This is a genomic window from Neobacillus sp. SRL179, from assembly GCF_984799095.1.
Genome location: NZ_OZ481792.1, coordinates 3,628,046 through 3,645,546 on the forward strand (window position 1 = coordinate 3,628,046; position 17,501 = coordinate 3,645,546).

At 38.5% G+C, this 17,501-nt stretch carries 16 protein-coding genes; 1 reads left to right on the forward strand and 15 read right to left on the reverse strand.

All coding sequences use genetic code 11. The annotated features are described in order from the left end of the window. Positions 1 to 42: 42 nt before the first annotated feature. The 11 genes from dnaI to AC4E8C_RS18035 all read right to left on the reverse strand — a co-directional run bounded on the left by dnaI (position 43) and on the right by AC4E8C_RS18035 (position 11,883). Positions 43 to 969, reverse strand: coding sequence for a primosomal protein DnaI (gene dnaI, locus AC4E8C_RS17985; RefSeq protein WP_490208029.1), 927 nt, complete (start codon positions 967 to 969; stop codon positions 43 to 45). Positions 970 to 981: 12 nt separating this feature from the next. Continuing rightward, positions 982 to 2,367 carry a replication initiation and membrane attachment family protein gene (locus AC4E8C_RS17990; RefSeq protein WP_490208030.1) on the reverse strand — a complete coding sequence of 462 codons (1,386 nt, stop codon included), beginning with the start codon at positions 2,365 to 2,367 and terminating at the stop codon, positions 982 to 984. A gap of 120 nt (positions 2,368 to 2,487) precedes the next feature. Beyond that, a complete protein-coding gene (nrdR, locus tag AC4E8C_RS17995) occupies positions 2,488 to 2,949 on the reverse strand; it encodes a transcriptional regulator NrdR (protein WP_490208031.1) in 462 nt (153 codons plus the stop codon). A gap of 185 nt (positions 2,950 to 3,134) precedes the next feature. Further along, entirely contained in the window at positions 3,135 to 3,533 is a 399-nt protein-coding gene (locus tag AC4E8C_RS18000; protein ID WP_490208032.1) for a hypothetical protein, read from the reverse strand. 138 nt (positions 3,534 to 3,671) lie between these two features. Further along, positions 3,672 to 4,703, reverse strand: a complete 1,032-nt coding sequence (locus AC4E8C_RS18005) for a glyceraldehyde-3-phosphate dehydrogenase (RefSeq protein ID WP_490208033.1) — start codon at positions 4,701 to 4,703, stop codon at positions 3,672 to 3,674. A 184-nt stretch (positions 4,704 to 4,887) separates the two neighbouring features. Next, positions 4,888 to 5,493 (reverse strand): dephospho-CoA kinase, encoded by a 606-nt coding sequence (coaE, locus tag AC4E8C_RS18010; protein WP_490208034.1) that lies wholly within the window; start codon positions 5,491 to 5,493, stop codon positions 4,888 to 4,890. An 18-nt stretch (positions 5,494 to 5,511) separates the two neighbouring features. Continuing rightward, on the reverse strand, positions 5,512 to 6,147 hold the full coding sequence (ytaF, locus tag AC4E8C_RS18015; RefSeq protein ID WP_490208035.1) for a sporulation membrane protein YtaF: 636 nt from the start codon (positions 6,145 to 6,147) through the stop codon (positions 5,512 to 5,514). 113 nt (positions 6,148 to 6,260) lie between these two features. Continuing rightward, positions 6,261 to 7,088 (reverse strand): DNA-formamidopyrimidine glycosylase, encoded by an 828-nt coding sequence (mutM, locus tag AC4E8C_RS18020; RefSeq protein WP_490208036.1) that lies wholly within the window; start codon positions 7,086 to 7,088, stop codon positions 6,261 to 6,263. 15 nt (positions 7,089 to 7,103) lie between these two features. Further along, entirely contained in the window at positions 7,104 to 9,740 is a 2,637-nt protein-coding gene (polA, locus tag AC4E8C_RS18025; protein ID WP_490208037.1) for a DNA polymerase I, read from the reverse strand. Positions 9,741 to 9,760: 20 nt separating this feature from the next. Further along, positions 9,761 to 11,170: a two-component system histidine kinase PnpS gene (gene pnpS, locus AC4E8C_RS18030; protein ID WP_490208038.1), complete on the reverse strand. Its 1,410-nt coding sequence runs from the start codon at positions 11,168 to 11,170 to the stop codon at positions 9,761 to 9,763. Further along, the gene (locus AC4E8C_RS18035) at positions 11,167 to 11,883 is read right to left on the reverse strand and encodes a winged helix-turn-helix domain-containing protein (protein ID WP_490208039.1); all 717 of its coding nucleotides are present in this window, start codon (positions 11,881 to 11,883) and stop codon (positions 11,167 to 11,169) included. The genes pnpS and AC4E8C_RS18035 overlap by 4 nt, the downstream gene beginning before the upstream one ends. Before the next feature lie 161 nt (positions 11,884 to 12,044). Here AC4E8C_RS18035 and AC4E8C_RS18040 point away from each other — a divergent pair, with 161 nt between their 5' ends. Continuing rightward, a complete protein-coding gene (locus AC4E8C_RS18040) occupies positions 12,045 to 12,965 on the forward strand; it encodes a nuclease-related domain-containing protein (protein WP_490208040.1) in 921 nt (306 codons plus the stop codon). 374 nt (positions 12,966 to 13,339) lie between these two features. Here AC4E8C_RS18040 and AC4E8C_RS18045 read toward each other — a convergent pair whose 3' ends face one another. From AC4E8C_RS18045 to citZ, 4 genes are all read right to left on the reverse strand, one after another. Beyond that, positions 13,340 to 13,816 carry a MaoC/PaaZ C-terminal domain-containing protein gene (locus AC4E8C_RS18045; RefSeq protein ID WP_490208041.1) on the reverse strand — a complete coding sequence of 159 codons (477 nt, stop codon included), beginning with the start codon at positions 13,814 to 13,816 and terminating at the stop codon, positions 13,340 to 13,342. Between the two features lie 87 nt (positions 13,817 to 13,903). Further along, entirely contained in the window at positions 13,904 to 14,842 is a 939-nt protein-coding gene (gene mdh, locus AC4E8C_RS18050; protein ID WP_490208042.1) for a malate dehydrogenase, read from the reverse strand. A 61-nt stretch (positions 14,843 to 14,903) separates the two neighbouring features. Further along, positions 14,904 to 16,172 (reverse strand): NADP-dependent isocitrate dehydrogenase, encoded by a 1,269-nt coding sequence (gene icd, locus AC4E8C_RS18055; RefSeq protein ID WP_490208043.1) that lies wholly within the window; start codon positions 16,170 to 16,172, stop codon positions 14,904 to 14,906. 183 nt (positions 16,173 to 16,355) lie between these two features. Further along, the gene (gene citZ, locus AC4E8C_RS18060; protein WP_490208044.1) at positions 16,356 to 17,474 is read right to left on the reverse strand and encodes a citrate synthase; all 1,119 of its coding nucleotides are present in this window, start codon (positions 17,472 to 17,474) and stop codon (positions 16,356 to 16,358) included. Positions 17,475 to 17,501 lie beyond the last annotated feature (27 nt).

The following is a 17,501-nucleotide window of genomic DNA, read 5'->3' on the forward strand; positions in this document are numbered from 1 at the left end:
AAAAAAAGAACTGCCATTTTAGTGGCAATTCTTAATTACTTATTATCTTCGGTTGGGCCCATCAACTAAAACAGGCTCACTCAGCGTTCGGATTCTTTCCATAATCCGACGAGCTTTCATTTTTTCTTCCTCTCCACGTTGACTGTAGGTTAAATGATGCTCTAGTTCCTGAAAATTAAAATTTGAAGTAAAAAATGTCGGCAGACTTTCGAGCATACGGAACTGCAGGATTGGCCCTAAAACTTCATCCCTTGTCCAGCTTGATACTGCCTCCGCACCAATATCATCCAACATTAAAATAGGCTCTTTTTTCAATGCTTCAATTTTCTCATTTAGCGTGTTATCCGCAATAGAACTCTTCATTTCTCTTAATAATTCAGGTACAAAGACAATCATCGAGGAAATCTGCTTGTTGGCCAATTCATTAGCAATTGCCCCTAAAATATAGGATTTCCCCACACCAAATTTTCCATATAAATATAGACCTTTTACTTTTTTGCCTGCTTCATAATTCATTAAAAACGTCGCAGCCTTATCGCCTGCATCCAATCTCCCTGTATCCCCTTCAAAATCCTCAAAGGTTGCTTCCAAAATATCTCTTGGTACATAAAGACTTTTAATGAGCTTTTCATTTTTCTTTTTTTCATCAGCGATCATTTTTCTCGGGCATTTTTTATAGACTACATCAATGGAGTTTCTTGTTAAAACCAAATCAGGATGATACCCTTTCATAAAATTAATACATCCTTCAAGACTTGGACAGCGTTCGCAATTCTTACTTTGGTTTGTGAATTCATAAAGTTTACTCATGCTTTTCTCTATTATATCTTGCGTTATTTCATCTTGATGCTCGGCTATAAATGCTTTAATTTCCCGATTTTCCAGTACAGCTTGGCGCTGCTCCTGATAGCGTTTTTGAAAGTTTGAATTCGATGCGAGCCGCTGTAACGTTCTATTAATTTTCTCCATCCCAATCACCTCCTACTTCCTAAAGGCCTTTAATTTTTCCTTAATAGCTTGCTTTTTCGCTTCATCTTCCGTAGGGTTTTCAAGTACGGTTTCTTTACCGTTTTTTGCACTGGAGCTTTCTTCAAACCAATCCGGTATTGGTTCCGTTCTAATCGGCTTTTTATTCGATGTTTTTCCAGCTTTTGTGATTATTGTTCGTTCTTCTTTCTTCGCAAACTCCATGGCGTCCTTTACCGTCTTTAATTGTTTTCGGGCCCAATGACTAGCAGTTGACTCCACTACTCCCTTAGTAAATTTCATATCATATTTTCGTAAGATCACTTCAATTAATACATTTACCACACCAGGAGGAAGTTTATATTTAATCATAATTTCTTCCAAAACTTTCAAATTCGCATTTGAAGGTTCTACTCCACCTGACAATACTTTAAAGACGGTTAACGGGGAGGTCGTTTCATAATATCTAATTAACTTTTCTTCCTCTGTTTTCGGCTCAGTTAATTGTACATGCTGCGCAACTGGCTGAGTACGATTGATGAGGCTTGGAAGTTGGTCATAATTAACAAATTGATACCAATCACGAGCACCCTTCCGCAATTCCTCTATATCGATTTCATCATGTTCGTTAATGGCACCTAATATAAAATTTTTCATTTCAATGGCATCAATATTATACAGGAATGCAAGATTACTAATCACATTCTTTACTTTTGCTGTTAGCGACTTTCTAGGAACAAGGGACTCATTCAAACCATCGATTAACAATTCAAAATCAAAGGTGCTAGGTTCAACCTGAATGGGCTTTGTTTCTTTTCGACCGACAAACTGTTGATCTTCCCCTGGTTCAAGTTCCTCGGATAAATCTTGAATATATTGAAGACTACCTGGCGTTGCTGAAGAAAACACATCCTGAAATGCCTTCGTCACATCATGATATTCGTTTTCTGCAGGTTTCTCTTGATCTGTAAAAAATCGCTTTAGACGGGCAAAGTGTTTTTTTCCTATTTTCCGATAAAGATAAATATTTAACATACCATCTAAAAAGAATTGCTTAGGATTTAAAGGAGGATAAAGTTCATAGATAAAGGATCGTCCCCCCTCATCCGTCTTGACATAGGTTTTTAATAAACCAATACCTTCCAGTTGCAGGCGGGCTTCATAAATATCCTTTAAGTTCAATCCCATAAGGTTCATAAGTAAATGGTGTGTCGACGACTCGGACCAAAGCCTATTTTCTTCAAGCTCTGCCCAAAGTGTCATATACAAACTAAAACAAGTCGATCCAAGTAAGGGCTGATATAAAAACGTCAGCACTTTTCGGTCATACTCATGAAGCAGCCCATTAGCCGCTACAATATAATGGTCGATAGGAAGAATTTCCTGCCAATGCTGAGTCATATCCATTCAACCTTTCTTTCATGTTACTGTCTAGCTATTTGCACCCTGCTAAGAGTTCGCAACTAGCCGGATGCCTCTGCTTTTCTAACAAAAAGAGCTAAGGACAACCCCTTTAGCTCCTCAAGATTTTTCTTTTTCGATTAATTCTTTTAATTCCTCAATAAAAACATTAATATCCTTAAACTGACGATATACCGAGGCGAACCTCACGTAGGCGACCTCATCTACATGTGCCAGCCTGTCCATAACCATTTCGCCTACCGCTTCACTTTTTATTTCAGATATCCCCTGGCTGCGAAGATCCTTTTCCACACCATGTGTAATATCTTCTAATTCCTTTAAGGCAACAGGCCGTTTTTCGCAAGCCTTTATTAAGCCTCTTAGAATTTTATCACGGCTGAATTCCTCTCTTGTTCCTTCTTTTTTCACAACAATTAAGGGGATCTCTTCAATTTTTTCAAAGGTAGTAAAACGATATCCGCATTCCTCGCACTCTCTTCTTCTCCGTGTTGCACGTCCTTCATCGACAGGCCGGGAATCAAGGACACGTGTACCATAGTTTTGACATGAAGGGCACTTCATTGTTAAATCAACTCCAAATCTGATAGAGAAAACTGACCGACTGACGAACCCTAAAGGGCGAAGACAGAGGCATATTTGAACTAAATCATTAAAATTTATGAAAGGATGATCTGCTTAATCAAAAACCCGAACTAAATTCCTACTTTTATCTTATAAAAAAGCTGACCTTTTCACAAGTAGAAGTGTTACAAGTTTTTCTTTATTCCGATAAGGTTATGTAACTTACCAATTTGCCCGTAGTAGTAAATGATCCGTTTTTTTAAGTCAGGATAGTTTCCTAGTAACGAAAATCTTTCTGATGAGATATTAAAATCCACTGCTGTCTCCATCGGCTTGACGGAAACTATGGTAGCAATCAAGAAGCAGGGAATCGGTTTACTGATCTCCACTGCAATTTCACCATGCTCCTTTGATATAGTGGTGACTCGACAATCCGCATCTTCATGAAATAGTTTTTCTACTGATTGAAACAGTTGATTAAATGTTGCTTTATAATAATGAGTTTTCAATGCATCATCTTTATTTTGGTCTGAAGTTTCCACTTGTTTTTGAAACCGAGTAAACATATCCATTAAACTAGCCATTTTAAATCCTCCAAATATATGTCTTACCCCTTATTTTACAACATTACCATAAAAATATAAAAAGAGGTGTACAATTAGTACACCTCTTGACAGAACAACCCGAGTTTTTATCATTTTATTGGGCAAACGAGACTGCTTTTAGCCAACCTTAACTTGAGATGACTTAGCTATTTCAGCGGCAACATATTGAACAAGATCCACCACTCGTGACGAATATCCCCATTCGTTATCATACCAGGCTAGTACCTTTACTTTACGCGTCCCCATAACCATGGTTGATAACCCGTCAATGGTGGCAGAATGATCATTTGTATTAAAATCAACTGAGACTAACGGCTCCATCGTCACATCCAGGATCCCTTTTAACGATCCATGGGCCGCTTCCATAAAAGCATGATTAATTTCATCCACAGTCACATCTTGGTTAAGATCAACGACTAAATCAACCAATGAGACGTTTGGTGTCGGTACACGCAGTGACATGCCATGTAATTTCCCTTTTAACTGCGGCAACACCAGTGAGATTGCTTTCGCCGCACCTGTAGTTGTTGGAATAATTGATTGTCCGCATGCTCTGGCTCTCCGCAAATCTTTATGTGGATTATCTATATTCTTTTGATCATTTGTATATGCATGAATGGTCGTCATTAAACCACTTTCGATGCCAAACTTCTCATCTAATACCTTCGCAACCGGTGCGAGACAGTTCGTCGTACAAGAAGCATTCGAGATAATATCATGTTGATTAATATCAAGCATTTCTTCATTAACGCCCATCACTATGGTAACATCTTCATTTTTTCCTGGGGCCGTTAAAATGACTTTCTTAGCACCCGCTGATAAGTGTAGGGCAGCCTTTTCACGGGCATTAAATTTTCCTGTTGCTTCAATAACAATATCAATCCCTAGTTCCCGCCATGGCAAATCCTCAGGATTTCTATTAGTGAGTAACTTAATTCTCTTTCCATTAACGATTAATTCATTATCTAAAGGGATCACTTCGCCCTGAAATGGTCCATGATTTGTGTCATATTTAATTAGATGTGCTAACGTTTCAGCTGGATAACTTGCATTTATAGCTACAATATTAAGCGTACGATCAAGGATTGCTTTTCTAAAAACCATCCTTCCGATTCTCCCAAAACCATTAATTGCTACTCTCGCCTTCATTTTACGGCCCCTTCCGTATTAATGTTATACTTTTAACTTGTATTATTGTAAATAGTATAACATATTTAGGTTTAATTGTGATGAATTAATGGCGGAATTTTTAATATTTTACGTTTTTATAAATATTTCCTTGTTCGCAGGTTCAATCCATTCAAAAAAAAGAGAAGGCAGCCGCCTTCTCCGATTATTTGATATTTACTCCCCATCCAGCTAATACGTGAGCAAGCTGTCTTTGTGTATCCGTTACTAATCCATTATTATTGATCACTGCGTCAGCAAGCTTGATCTTTTCCTCAAGTGGCATCTGGGATTGAATTCTTGCCTTAGCCTCATCACTAGATAAATTATTTCTTTCCATTAATCTCCGTAATTGTGTGTCAAGGTCAACATAGACCAAAAGGGTCTTATTGACCATATAGGTTAGTTTACTTTCAAATAATAAAGGGATATCGAGAACAACCACTTTTTCGTTGTTTTTCGTTGCTTTTTCCACCTGCGCAAGCATCCTTTTCCGAACCTCAGGATGTGTAATTTCATTTAAGACCCGTCGCTTTTCCTCGTTATGAAATATGATTGAACCAAGTTTTGGCCGGTCAATTTCCCCGTTTTCAATTAAAATATCTTGACCAAATTCCTCAATAATTCGGTAATAAGCAGGTTCACCATTCTTAACTGCTAGACGTGCTTCAATATCTGCATCAACTACGGTAATATTCATTTTTTTAAACATGTTTGATACAGTGCTTTTTCCACTGGCAATTCCGCCGGTTAACCCAATAACTAATGTCATGCTATGTTCCTTCCCCGCTTATAATTTCCATATCCCAATCATGATTAGTAAGATTCCTGGTAAAAAGGTGAACTTTTGAATCCATTCAAATTTATGAAAAAACGCTCCGGTTTTAATCCCAAAAACAACAAATAAGGAGCTCATAATTGCAACCGTGACAGCTAAATAAATAGGTGAGAAACCAAGCATGGCTGCCCCAATCCCTGCTCCAAAAGCATCTAATGACAGGGCAAAGCCCAGCATCATGGCTTCAATCCCCGTTATCGTACCAGATTGATCAAAGTCGGCAGACATTGGTTTCTTTAATATGTTGATCGCTAAACCTAAAGATTGAATCTCAAAGTTGACGATTATCTTTTCATGTTTTAGCATTTCTTTTTCCTTCTCAGGTCGAAAAAATTGATACAACACCCAGGAACCAAGGGCGATCAAAATGAATCCACCAAGACGAGCTGTGATTCCATGTGAAAGAACTTTTTCTAGACCATGTCCGATTGACACGGCAATTATTAAAGAAACGGCCGAACAGGTTGCAATAATGAAAACCGATTTAATAGGCAATATCATTTTTCTCAATCCATAAGTAAACCCGACACTGAAACTGTCAAGGCTAAGGGCAAACGCTAAGATGAGAAGTGAGAACAATTGAACCATAATGTCTGGGACTCCTTCCTCCGAAATACTACGATAGTATATGGCAGGAGCCCATCCAATGTTATTCAATTATTAGAAAAGCGCAAGCGCCATGGTCAGTGGTGATACTTTAATTATATTTTTTGACAGCTTGGGCAATAATGCGTCCCTCTGCCCCCTACTGTTGATTTCTCGAGGGGAGTTCCGCAAATTTTACATGCCTCACCTTTACGGCCATAGGCATATAACTCCAATTGAAACATTCCGATTTCCCCTTGGGAGTTCACATAAGACCGGATGGTGCTGCCGCCCTTTTTTACTGCTTCACTTAGGGTAGCAACAATTTCGCGGTGGAGAACTGTAATTTCCTGATCATTCAGGGTACTAGCAATCCTCTCTGGATGAATCCCTGAGCGAAACAACGCTTCATCGACATAAATATTTCCTAGTCCTACAAACAACTTTTGGTCTAATAATGCGGTTTTAATTTTTCGATTGGTCTTCGCTAATTTCTCCGCTAAATACTCTATCGTAAACTCTTCTGAAAAAGGTTCCGGGCCCAGTTCAAGCAAGGGGGGCTTTAGGAATTCTTCTCCTTTTTTATAAAGATGCATCGTCCCAAACTTACGCACATCTCGATACCTCAGTTCTGTTTCATCTGTGAAATGAAAAATAACATGAGTGTGCTTATCAAAAGGCTCTTCTTTTGGATACAATCCGTATTTGCCTTCCATCCGCAAATGAGACACTAAAGCGAACACTTCTGTATAAATAATTAAAAACTTTCCTCTCCGGCCAACATCAACAATGGTTTCCCCTTTTAAGGCATCGATAAATTGTTCGACCTCAACTGGATTCTTGATGATTTTGGGCCAATAAACTGTAATATCCTTAATGGTCTTATTGAGGACAAGTTTTTTTAATGTTTTTCTTACCGTTTCTACTTCAGGAAGCTCTGGCAATTTAGATCCCCCTTTTTATTTAGCATCAAACCAGGTTGGCCCATAAGCATAGTCCACTTTTAGCGGAACTTTTAATTCAAGGGCATTCTCCATCACAGCTGGAACTAACTCCTTAAGAATTTCAATTTCATCTTCAGGAGTTTCAAAGATAAGTTCATCATGCACTTGAAGTAATAAGCGTGTTTTTAAGCCTTTATCTTTTAAGGCTTCGTCCATATCGATCATGGCCTTTTTAATAATATCAGCAGCACTGCCTTGAATAGGTGTATTCATAGCGGTTCTTTCCGCAAAGCTTCTTAAATTAAAGTTACGGGCCGTAATTTCAGGCAGATATCGTCTTCTTTGCATTAAGGTAGTTACATATCCTTTTTGTCTAGCTGAATGAATGATGTCATCCATATATTCTTTTACACCTGGATAAGTATCCAGGTATCGGTCAATAAATTGACCAGCCTCTTTTCGGGAAATCCCTAAAGATTGTGACAGACCATAATCACTAATTCCGTAAACAATACCAAAGTTGACCGCCTTTGCTTGTCTCCTCATATTAGAGGTTACTTCATCCTTCTCAACATGAAAAACCTCCATCGCTGTTTTCGTATGAATATCCATGTCATGTTGAAAGGCATCAATCAGTTTTTCATCACCGGCAATGTGGGCCAGCACCCGAAGTTCAATTTGTGAATAATCCGCCGCAAAAATAACCCAGCCCTCTTCTGAAGGGACAAATGCCTGGCGAATCTTCCTTCCTTCTTCAAGGCGGATAGGGATGTTTTGCAGGTTTGGATCAATGGAACTTAATCTGCCAGTGGCAGTTAACGTTTGTTGATAGCGTGTATGAACTTTTTCATTCTTAGGATTAATGACTTTAAGCAGCCCTTCAATATAAGTTGATTGAAGTTTTCCAAGTTGTCGGTATAGCAGAATATACTCAATGATTTCATGGTCATCCGCTAATTTTTCTAAAACATCTGCGGAGGTTGAATGGCCTGTCTTGGTTTTCTTAAAGGAATGAAGTCCCAACTTTTCAAATAAAATCACGCCCAGTTGTTTAGGTGAATTAATATTAAACTTTTCACCTGCTAATTCACAAATTTTTTCTTCGATTTCAGCGAGGCGTTCATTGAGTTCTTTCCCCATCATTTGAAGTCGTTCGCGTTCCACTTTAATTCCACATGATTCCATATCCGCTAATATTAAAGATAAAGGCATTTCAAGTTCAGTAAATAATTCATATTGCTCATTTGTTCTTAATTCATCTTCTAGTTTGTCCCTTAAGTTGGCCATTGCAAGACTCTTCCGAACTAGATGTTCTCCCAATTTTGAAGGTTCAGGAACCTTTCGTTTCGCGCCTTTTCCATAAAACGATTCATCTGATTGAATATTATGAATCTCGTATCGTTTGGAAATCGCTGCTAAATCCTCAAAGTTGTCTGAGGGATTGATAAGATAAGAAGCCATAAGAATATCAAAATTAGCTCCTTTTAAGTGGATATCATATCTTCGTAACGATACCTCAGTACGCTTTGCATCATACACGATTTTCTTTTTATTCTCGTCCTCGGCCCATCTTTTAAATACAGAAGATTCAAGTACCATTTCTGTAGGTAAATAATAATTACCTGTCTCATTGACAAGCGATAAACCAATAATGTCCGCATAGTGATAATTATCATCGAGCATTTCCACATAAAAATAATTGGTATCAGCAAACATTGCTTCTGTTATTTCTTTTGGAGTCACATATTCAATTTCAGTAAGCTCTTGTTCCACAATTTCTGTTGTATCTTCGCCCAGTCTGTCCAAGAGAGAGTTAAAGCCTAATTCTTTAAATAAAGAGACTAATCTTTCTCTCGTAAATCCCTCATATTCGATCGTGTCCAGATTCACGTCAACGGGCGCTTGTCGTTCAATGGTTGCTAGTTGTTTACTCATTATTGCTTGATCTTTAAATTCAGCTAATTTCTCCTTTAATTTGTTCCCACTAACTTGATCAATCGATTGTATTAAATTTTCTAATGTTGTAAATTCTTTTAGCAGCTTAATCGCAGTCTTTTCCCCAACACCTGGCACCCCAGGAATATTATCTGATTGATCCCCCATTAGACCTTTCATATCAATGATTTGCTCTGGGGTAAGACCATATTTCTCAGCTACGTGCTCTGGTGTATACTCTTCAATATCCGTAATCCCTTTTCGGGTGATCCCGACAGTGGTGGTAGGGGAAGACAGCTGGGTTAAGTCTTTATCACCAGAGATTACTTTAACTTCAAAGCCATCCTTTTCAGCTGTTAATGAAAGAGTTCCGATAATATCGTCAGCTTCATAATTTTCAAGTTCATATCTTGAAATTCCATAGGCATCTAACAGTTCCCGAATGAAAGGAAATTGCTCTGACAGCTCTGGCGGCGTTTTTTGCCGACCGCCTTTATACTCTCCAAAGGTTTTATGACGAAAGGTCGTTTTCCCCGCATCAAAAGCAACCAGCATATGGGTTGGCTTTTCATCTTCCAAAATTTTCATCAGCATCATTGTAAAGCCATAAACAGCATTCGTATGTATACCTTTTTCATTATTAAGTAGAGGGAGTGCAAAAAAGGCACGATAGGCAATACTATTTCCATCTATCAAAACAAGCTTTTTCTTTTCCATTTTTTCACCATCCAATTCCATTATTTCTTTAGTTCAATAATAAAATCGCTTCCTTCACCGACTTTACTTTTAACATGAATCGTCCCTTGATGAGCTTCAATTAAATGTTTTACGATGGCTAACCCGAGACCCGTTCCACCAGAGTGACGGCTTCTTGCCCGGTCTATCCGATAAAATCGTTCGAAAATGCGTGGAATTTCTTCTTTTCTTATTCCTACCCCAGTATCTTTCACATGAATCCGAATTTTCCCCTCATAGTCAATGAGGATGATTTTTACATTCCCGCCTGCCGGTGTATACGTGATGGCATTGCTAATCAAGTTAATAAAAACTTGTTTTAAACGGTCAAAATCAGCTTTTATTAAAACTTTTTCCTCTTTACAAATGAATTCGAGGTGGATGTTTTTGTCCTCAGCTTTACGGCACAGGAGGTTTATGACATCCTCAAGGAGCATTCGTACATTTATTTCCTGCATGTTCAATTGGAAACCATGTTGTTCAATCTTAGATAACTCCAAAAGATCATGTATTAGGGATTGAAGCCGATCGCTTTCTTTTAAAATAATCGAAAGGAAGGATTCTAACGTTTCTTTATTATTCATGGCTCCATCCAATAGTGTCTCGGTAAAACCTTTAATCGATGTGACCGGGGTTTTTAATTCATGAGAAACATTGGCCACAAAATCTTTGCGCATTTGTTCAAGCTTTTTTATTTCTGTAATATCATGAAAAACAAGTAGTACACCTTTCCAAACATTATTTACGCCAATAATTGGAACACCGTAAACAATAAAATATTTTCTCTCAATCGATAATGGAATGAGTAATTGTTTACTGACCTTTTGTTCGGTTCGAAATACTTCAGCAATGAGCTGACAAATCTCCCCATGTTCAATAACCTCGTAATATTGTTTATTCAGGTATTCTTTTGAATTAACATGAAAAATATCGATATAACCTTTATTAATCAGATTAATAAATCCACGGCTATCTATTAAGATTAAACCCGCTCCCATATTTTCAATTAGTGCTCCCAATCGATCTTGCTGCATATCATGTGCTTTGGTTAGTTCCTGGAGATTCTCCGCCAATAAATTAATCGAAGACCCTAACAAGCCAGCATCATCTAATCGACCGACCTTTGTTCTCGCACGATAGTTTCCATGCGCAAGTTCTATAGCAACTTCTGTTGCTGCTTTAATTGGTTTTGTATATCTAGAGTAAATCCGTAACCACAACAAAACGGTAACCACAATGGCCGTTCCAAAACCAATCGAGAAGAGCCACCAAATTTCTATTTTGATTCGTTCATTAAGCGAATCTAGGATATCATATTTGAAAAACTGCCCTAGAATTATTCCTAATCCCACTAAGATAATGGTAATAAAAAAAATTAGTCCTATAAATAGCCTTTTGCGGAACTTTGTCATTCTCCCTTAGGCTCCTCCAGTTTGTAACCCAAACCACGGATTGTTTTTATATACACAGGCCTCTTTGTATCTTCTTCGATTTTTTCCCTAAGATGGGATATGTGTACATCGACAATTCTAGTATCGCCAGCAAAGTCATAATTCCAAACTGCGCTAAGTAATTGATCACGCGTTAAGACGCGGCCCTTATTTTGAGCTAGGAATAGGAGTAATTCGAACTCCTTTAAAGTCAGCTCGAGGAGATTTCCTTTAAAACCTGCCTCATATTTTTCAGGAGAGATCGTTAGCTGTCCAATTTCAATTTGCCCACCAGCTTGGTCCTCCTCTATTACGGTTTCATTTTGTGCCTGTGTTCTCCTTAATATTGCCTTGACACGTGCAATAACCTCGCGTGGACTAAAGGGCTTGATCATATAATCATCTGCGCCTAACTCGAGTCCTAATATTTTATCCAATTCATCATCTTTTGCTGTTAACATTAAAATAGGGGTCATAATATTATCTTTACGCAGCTGTTTGCAGACCTCCATACCATCCAATTTTGGCAGCATCAAGTCCAAAACAAGCATATCTGGTGACTCAGTTTCCGCTAGTCGTTTTCCCTCTTCCCCATCCATTGCAGTAATAACCTCGTATCCGGCCTGTTCCAAATTATACTGAAGTAATGTCACAATTGACTGTTCATCATCAACAACAAGGACTTTATTTTTCATTTCTGAACCCCCACTTTAACTTGATAATCTCATTATATCTATAAGAACCGGGGTATTTCTAGTTTTATGGGCTGACCCCAAAAAATAGAAACATTAACAAATTAGTCAAGCCTTCCTTCGTAAATTTTTTGTAAAATATATATTAAGAAAGAATGTGGAGCATGGCATACAAACCTAGGACAGAAACTGTTTTATTAAAAATCCTAAGGATACTAAATGCGCGAATGGAATTTACTCCAGAGGAAAAAAAGTATTATTTATACCAAGAAAAAGGATTTGAAGGGGAAGTACAGTTTGATTTATTAACAGAGAAACTTTTAAGTGAGTGCTATATTTTAAATGATTTACTGCTTGAAATTAATAACACTCGGTTTCAACTTGATTCTTCTCTTATTTTTCAAGATGTATTTTACTATTTCGATGTCAAGAACTCTGAAGGTGACTATTGTTATTTTGCTGAAGACGACAAATTCGAGACTCTTTATGGGAAGGAGATTAAAAATCCTCTCGTTCAGCTGAAAAGGAACAAATCCCTCCTCCGCCAATTGCTTCAAAGTCTAGGATATAAGATCCCTATTGAAGCCTATGTTGTCTTTATTAACCCCAAGTTTACCCTATATCAAACTCCCTTAGATATGCCCATCATTTATTCCACACAGCTCACTCAATTTATGGAAAAATTAAATACGTTGCCGTCCAAGTTAAACAATCGCAATAAAAAACTTGCAGACAAACTAGTTTCTTTACATCAGATTGATTTTCCCTATATCAAGGTTCCTGCTTATGATTTTCAGACCTTACGGAAAGGAAACAGTTGTGAAAAGTGCAGATCATTGTCCGCCTTTTTAGCGTGTAACGGAAAAATAAAGTGTGAAGATTGTGAGCATCAGGAGGAAATAGAGTCTGCCGTTTTACGTGGTGTGGATGAAATAAAGTTATTGTTCCCAGAAAAGAGAATTACGACTAACTGTGTCCATGAGTGGTGTGGCGGAGTGGTGTCGAAGAAGACGATCAATAGGGTATTAGCAAAAAACTTCAGTAGAAATGGCCATGGAAAGTATTCATATTATGTTAATCATTGATTAGGCTCTAATTTGATTATGCATTAACTAAGGGATTGTTCTCATAAACGCTCCATGAGGACTGAGCTCCCTCTTTTCTTACGGTTCTTGTCCTCATGAACGCTCCATGAGGACTGAGCTGCCTCTTTTCTTACGGTTCTTGTCCTCATGAACGCTCCGTGAGGACTGGGTTACCTCTATTCTCATGGTTCCGGTCCTCATGAATGCTCCATGAGGACTGGGTTACCTCTATTCTCATGGTTCCGGTCCTCATGAACGCTCCATGAGGACTGGGTTTCCTCTTTACTTACCTACCCTGTCCTCATGACCGCTCTCTAAGGACAGTGGGGCAATCTTCAAACGACTTTCCCCTTATATGTCTCATATATTCACTATCAAAAATTATCCAAAACCTTCCCATGGATATCTTCTAACGGAAATGGGGGACATACTTTGACCTTACCTGTAATGACCGTCTCATTTTTCTCATTCGTTCCCACTGCACGAATCACCACATAACCAGCAGTAGGTTGAACGTCGATTACTTCAAGTAAAAACTCCACAGAAGCATAATGATAGACAGGCTTAAGAAACTCAATTTCTTGACTTAAAATGTGACTGCCTGGACCAGGTAAATATTTTGAAATAGCTGAGGTAATTATGCCTGTTAACATTACACTTGGCACAATCGGTTTTTCAAACGGAGTTTGTGATGCATAGTCATGCTGGATATAAAGAGGGTTGGCATCATCGGTTAAACCTAGATAGAGGAGAAGATCCTTATCTTCAATCACTTCAGATAATGATAATTTTTCACCAACCTGGATTTCTTCAATTCCTCTTCCTAATTTCCTTTTTTTGCCTAAAATCATTTTATCGCGCCTCCTATGTAAACGATTTCATATAAATATAGAGAAAATTCGGGGACAGCACGTGACCCCGAATTTTACAGTTTATCCTTATGCTAGAACCTGCATAACACTGCGAACCGATTCTACAGATTTATCTAAGGCAGCTTTTTCCTCTGCAGTTAAATCTAATTCAATGACTTTTTCAATTCCATTTGCACCGAGGATTGTCGGAACACCAAGGTAAATACCTTCGTAACCAAACTCCCCTTCAAGGTATGCAATGGTAGGTAATACACGGCGTTGGTCTTTAAGGATGGCTTCACACATTTCAACTAAGGAAGCTGCAGGTGCATAATAAGCACTACCGTTACCAAGAAGGTTAACGATCTCACCGCCGCCCTTTCTCGTACGTTCAACAATTGCTTCTAAGCGGTCTTTAGAAATCAATGTTTGTAACGGTATACCGCCAGCATAGGAGTAACGTACAAGTGGAACCATATCATCACCATGTCCACCGAGAACAAAGCCAGTAACGTCTTTTACAGAAAGATTTAATTCTTGGGCAACGAATGTACGGAAACGAGCAGTATCAAGAACACCGGACTGACCGATTACACGGTTTTTAGGAAAGCCAGACTCTTTGAAGACCGTATAAGTCATAGCGTCAACTGGATTTGTTAAAACAACTATTGTACAGTTAGGAGAATATTTTACAATCTCTTGGGTCACGCTTTTCATAACTTTTTGATTGGTTTGCACTAAATCATCACGGCTCATGCCTGGTTTACGAGCAATTCCAGCAGTAATGACTACGATATCAGAATCACGTGTATCCTCGTAGTTCGCTGTACCCGTAATATTTGCATCAAACCCTTGTACAGGGCTTGCTTCAAGCATATCTAAGGCTTTACCTTTTGTAGGGTTTTCCATTGGTGCGATATCAACTAAAACAACATCTCCAAGTTCCTTTTGTGCAAGTAAAAATGCGGTTGTAGCACCTGTGAATCCGCCGCCAATCACAGAAACTTTTTTACGTTTTAATGACATTATGATTCTCCCCTTTTCCGTATTTATCATGCGAAAAATTCCATCCGTACCCTTGAAAAAATTACTCCATATTTTTGATTAATTCGTCACCAAACTCTGAAGTTTTTACTTCCGTTGCACCTTCCATTAAACGAGCAAAGTCGTACGTTACTACTTTAGAGGCAATTGTTTTCTCAACTGATTTTATGACCATAGCAGCCGCTTCATTCCAGCCTAAGTGCTCAAGTAATAAAACACCGGATAAAATAACAGATGATGGGTTTACTTTATCGAGGCCTGCATATTTAGGTGCAGTACCATGTGTTGCTTCAAAAATAGCATGTCCTGTTTCATAGTTGATGTTAGCTCCTGGAGCAATTCCAATACCGCCAACTTGTGCTGCAAGTGCATCAGAAATGAAGTCACCGTTTAGATTCATTGTTGCAACAACATCAAACTCACGTGGACGAGTAAGGATTTGTTGTAAGAAAATATCAGCGATTGCATCTTTAACGATGATTTTACCTGCTGCCTCTGCATCGGATTGCGCCTTGTTAGCCGCTTCTGTGCCTTGCTCAGCTTTAATGCGATCGTATTGTGCCCATGTAAAGACTTTATCGCCAAATTCCTTTTCAGCAAGCTCATAGCCCCAGTTTTTGAACGCGCCTTCTGTGAACTTCATGATATTTCCTTTATGCACGAGTGTAACGGATTTGCGGCCTTCTTTGATTGCATAGTTAATGGCAGCACGTACAAGACGGGTCGTTCCTTCTTCAGATACTGGCTTAATTCCAATACCTGATGTTTCAGGGAATCTAATTTTTGTAACGCCCATTTCATTTTGCAGGAAGTCGATTACTTTTTTAGCAGCATCTGTGCCTTTTTCATATTCAATCCCAGCATAGATGTCTTCAGTGTTTTCACGGAAGATTACCATATCTGTATCTTGCGGACGCTTAACTGGTGAAGGAACTCCTTCAAACCATCTTACAGGACGTAAACATACAAACAAATCTAACTCTTGACGCAGTGCAACGTTCAATGAACGAATTCCACCGCCAACAGGAGTAGTTAATGGACCTTTGATAGCAAGCAAATATTCATTAATGACATCAAGTGTTTCCTTTGGAAGCCATTCACCAGTTTGGTTAAAAGCTTTTTCACCGGCTAAAACTTCTTTCCATACAATTTTGCGCTCGCCTTTATAAGCTTTTTCTACCGCTGCATTTAAAACTCTCTCAGAAGCAGCCCAAATATCAGGTCCGATACCGTCTCCTTCAATAAATGGGATAATTGGATTGTTAGGTACATTTAGTACACCATTTGTAACCGTGATTTTTTCACCTTGCATTGTGTTTTCCCCTCCTGTTATGTATAAAAGCTTTAACCTTTGTTCGTTGTCCAGCTCCAGTACCGTAAACAGTCCCTTCTGCCTTCCTTTATATTTCAAAGACTGAATCAAAGGTTAGAGAGTGTAACCTCTAACCTTTTCATTCAATACTATTGAATCAATTTTTTAGAAAAAAGTAAAATATTAATCTCTTTGCTCGATTGGAACATACTTTTGCATGCCTGGTCCTGTGTATTCAGCACGAGGACGGATTAACCGATTGTTTTCATATTGTTCCAAAATATGTGCCAGCCAACCTGAAACACGGCTTACCGCAAAGATTGGTGTCATCAAATCATGGTCAATTCCTAAGCTATGATAAACAGATGCTGAATAAAAATCAACATTTGGCGGTAATTTCTTTTCGCCTGTAACGATTTTCTCAATTGCAACCGACATATCAAACCAATGTGGTTCACCAGTTAATTCTGTTAGTTTTTTAGACATTTCTTTTAAGTGCTTTGCACGAGGGTCGCCACCACGATATACCCTGTGACCAAAGCCCATGATCTTTTCTTTGTTGCTGAGCTTGCCGCGTACATATGGCTCCACATTTTCTAGTGTACCAATTTCTTTGAGCATTTTCATTACTGCTTCATTTGCACCACCATGCAAAGGACCTTTTAAAGCACCAATAGCAGAAGTTATACCAGAATATACATCCGATAATGTCGCTACACATACACGTGCTGTAAATGTAGAGGCATTTAATTCATGATCCGCATGTAATACTAGTGCCTTATTGATCGCTTCTACCGCAATCGGCTCAGGTTCTTTACCGGTTAACATGTAAAGGAAGTTTGCTGCAAAGTTTAAATCCTGCCTTGGTGGAATCGGTTCAAGTCCTTTACGAATGCGAGCAAAGGTTGTCACGATTGCTGGCATCTTTGCTTGGAGTCGAACTGCTTTGCGATAGTTTGCTTCTGGATCCATCAAGTCAGCTTCCTCGTCATAGAGCCCTAATAACGAAACAGCTGAACGAAGAGCTGCCATTGGGTGAACAGTTTTAATGGGATACATTTTAAAATGCTCAATTACTTCAGGGGGTAAAGCTGAATTCTCAGCTAATTGTTTTTTCAATTCAGCTAGTTGCTCAACATTTGGTAATTGACGATGCCATAATAAATAGATTACCTCTTCGAAGCTAGCATTTACTGCTAAATCATCGATGTCGTAACCAACATATGTTAGCGTGTCATCAATAATTGAACTGATGGATGATGTTGTTGCCACTACCCCTTCAAGACCGCGTGTTACTGTCATAGAAAATCTCTCCTTCTCCTTCTAATT

What these genes read in the sequence shown, in the direction of transcription:
- dnaI (WP_490208029.1), bottom strand. Translation starts at nt 969, where the DNA reads ATGGAGAAAATTAATAGAACGTTACAGCGGCTCGCATCGAATTCAAAC.
- AC4E8C_RS17990 (WP_490208030.1), bottom strand. Translation starts at nt 2,367, where the DNA reads ATGACTCAGCATTGGCAGGAAATTCTTCCTATCGACCATTATATTGTA.
- nrdR (WP_490208031.1), bottom strand. Translation starts at nt 2,949, where the DNA reads ATGAAGTGCCCTTCATGTCAAAACTATGGTACACGTGTCCTTGATTCC.
- AC4E8C_RS18000 (WP_490208032.1), bottom strand. Translation starts at nt 3,533, where the DNA reads ATGGCTAGTTTAATGGATATGTTTACTCGGTTTCAAAAACAAGTGGAA.
- AC4E8C_RS18005 (WP_490208033.1), bottom strand. Translation starts at nt 4,703, where the DNA reads ATGAAGGCGAGAGTAGCAATTAATGGTTTTGGGAGAATCGGAAGGATG.
- coaE (WP_490208034.1), bottom strand. Translation starts at nt 5,493, where the DNA reads ATGACATTAGTTATTGGGTTAACCGGCGGAATTGCCAGTGGAAAAAGC.
- ytaF (WP_490208035.1), bottom strand. Translation starts at nt 6,147, where the DNA reads ATGGTTCAATTGTTCTCACTTCTCATCTTAGCGTTTGCCCTTAGCCTT.
- polA (WP_490208037.1), bottom strand. Translation starts at nt 9,740, where the DNA reads ATGGAAAAGAAAAAGCTTGTTTTGATAGATGGAAATAGTATTGCCTAT.
- pnpS (WP_490208038.1), bottom strand. Translation starts at nt 11,170, where the DNA reads ATGACAAAGTTCCGCAAAAGGCTATTTATAGGACTAATTTTTTTTATT.
- AC4E8C_RS18035 (WP_490208039.1), bottom strand. Translation starts at nt 11,883, where the DNA reads ATGAAAAATAAAGTCCTTGTTGTTGATGATGAACAGTCAATTGTGACA.
- AC4E8C_RS18040 (WP_490208040.1), top strand. Translation starts at nt 12,045, where the DNA reads ATGGCATACAAACCTAGGACAGAAACTGTTTTATTAAAAATCCTAAGG.
- AC4E8C_RS18045 (WP_490208041.1), bottom strand. Translation starts at nt 13,816, where the DNA reads ATGATTTTAGGCAAAAAAAGGAAATTAGGAAGAGGAATTGAAGAAATC.
- mdh (WP_490208042.1), bottom strand. Translation starts at nt 14,842, where the DNA reads ATGTCATTAAAACGTAAAAAAGTTTCTGTGATTGGCGGCGGATTCACA.
- icd (WP_490208043.1), bottom strand. Translation starts at nt 16,172, where the DNA reads ATGCAAGGTGAAAAAATCACGGTTACAAATGGTGTACTAAATGTACCT.
- citZ (WP_490208044.1), bottom strand. Translation starts at nt 17,474, where the DNA reads ATGACAGTAACACGCGGTCTTGAAGGGGTAGTGGCAACAACATCATCC.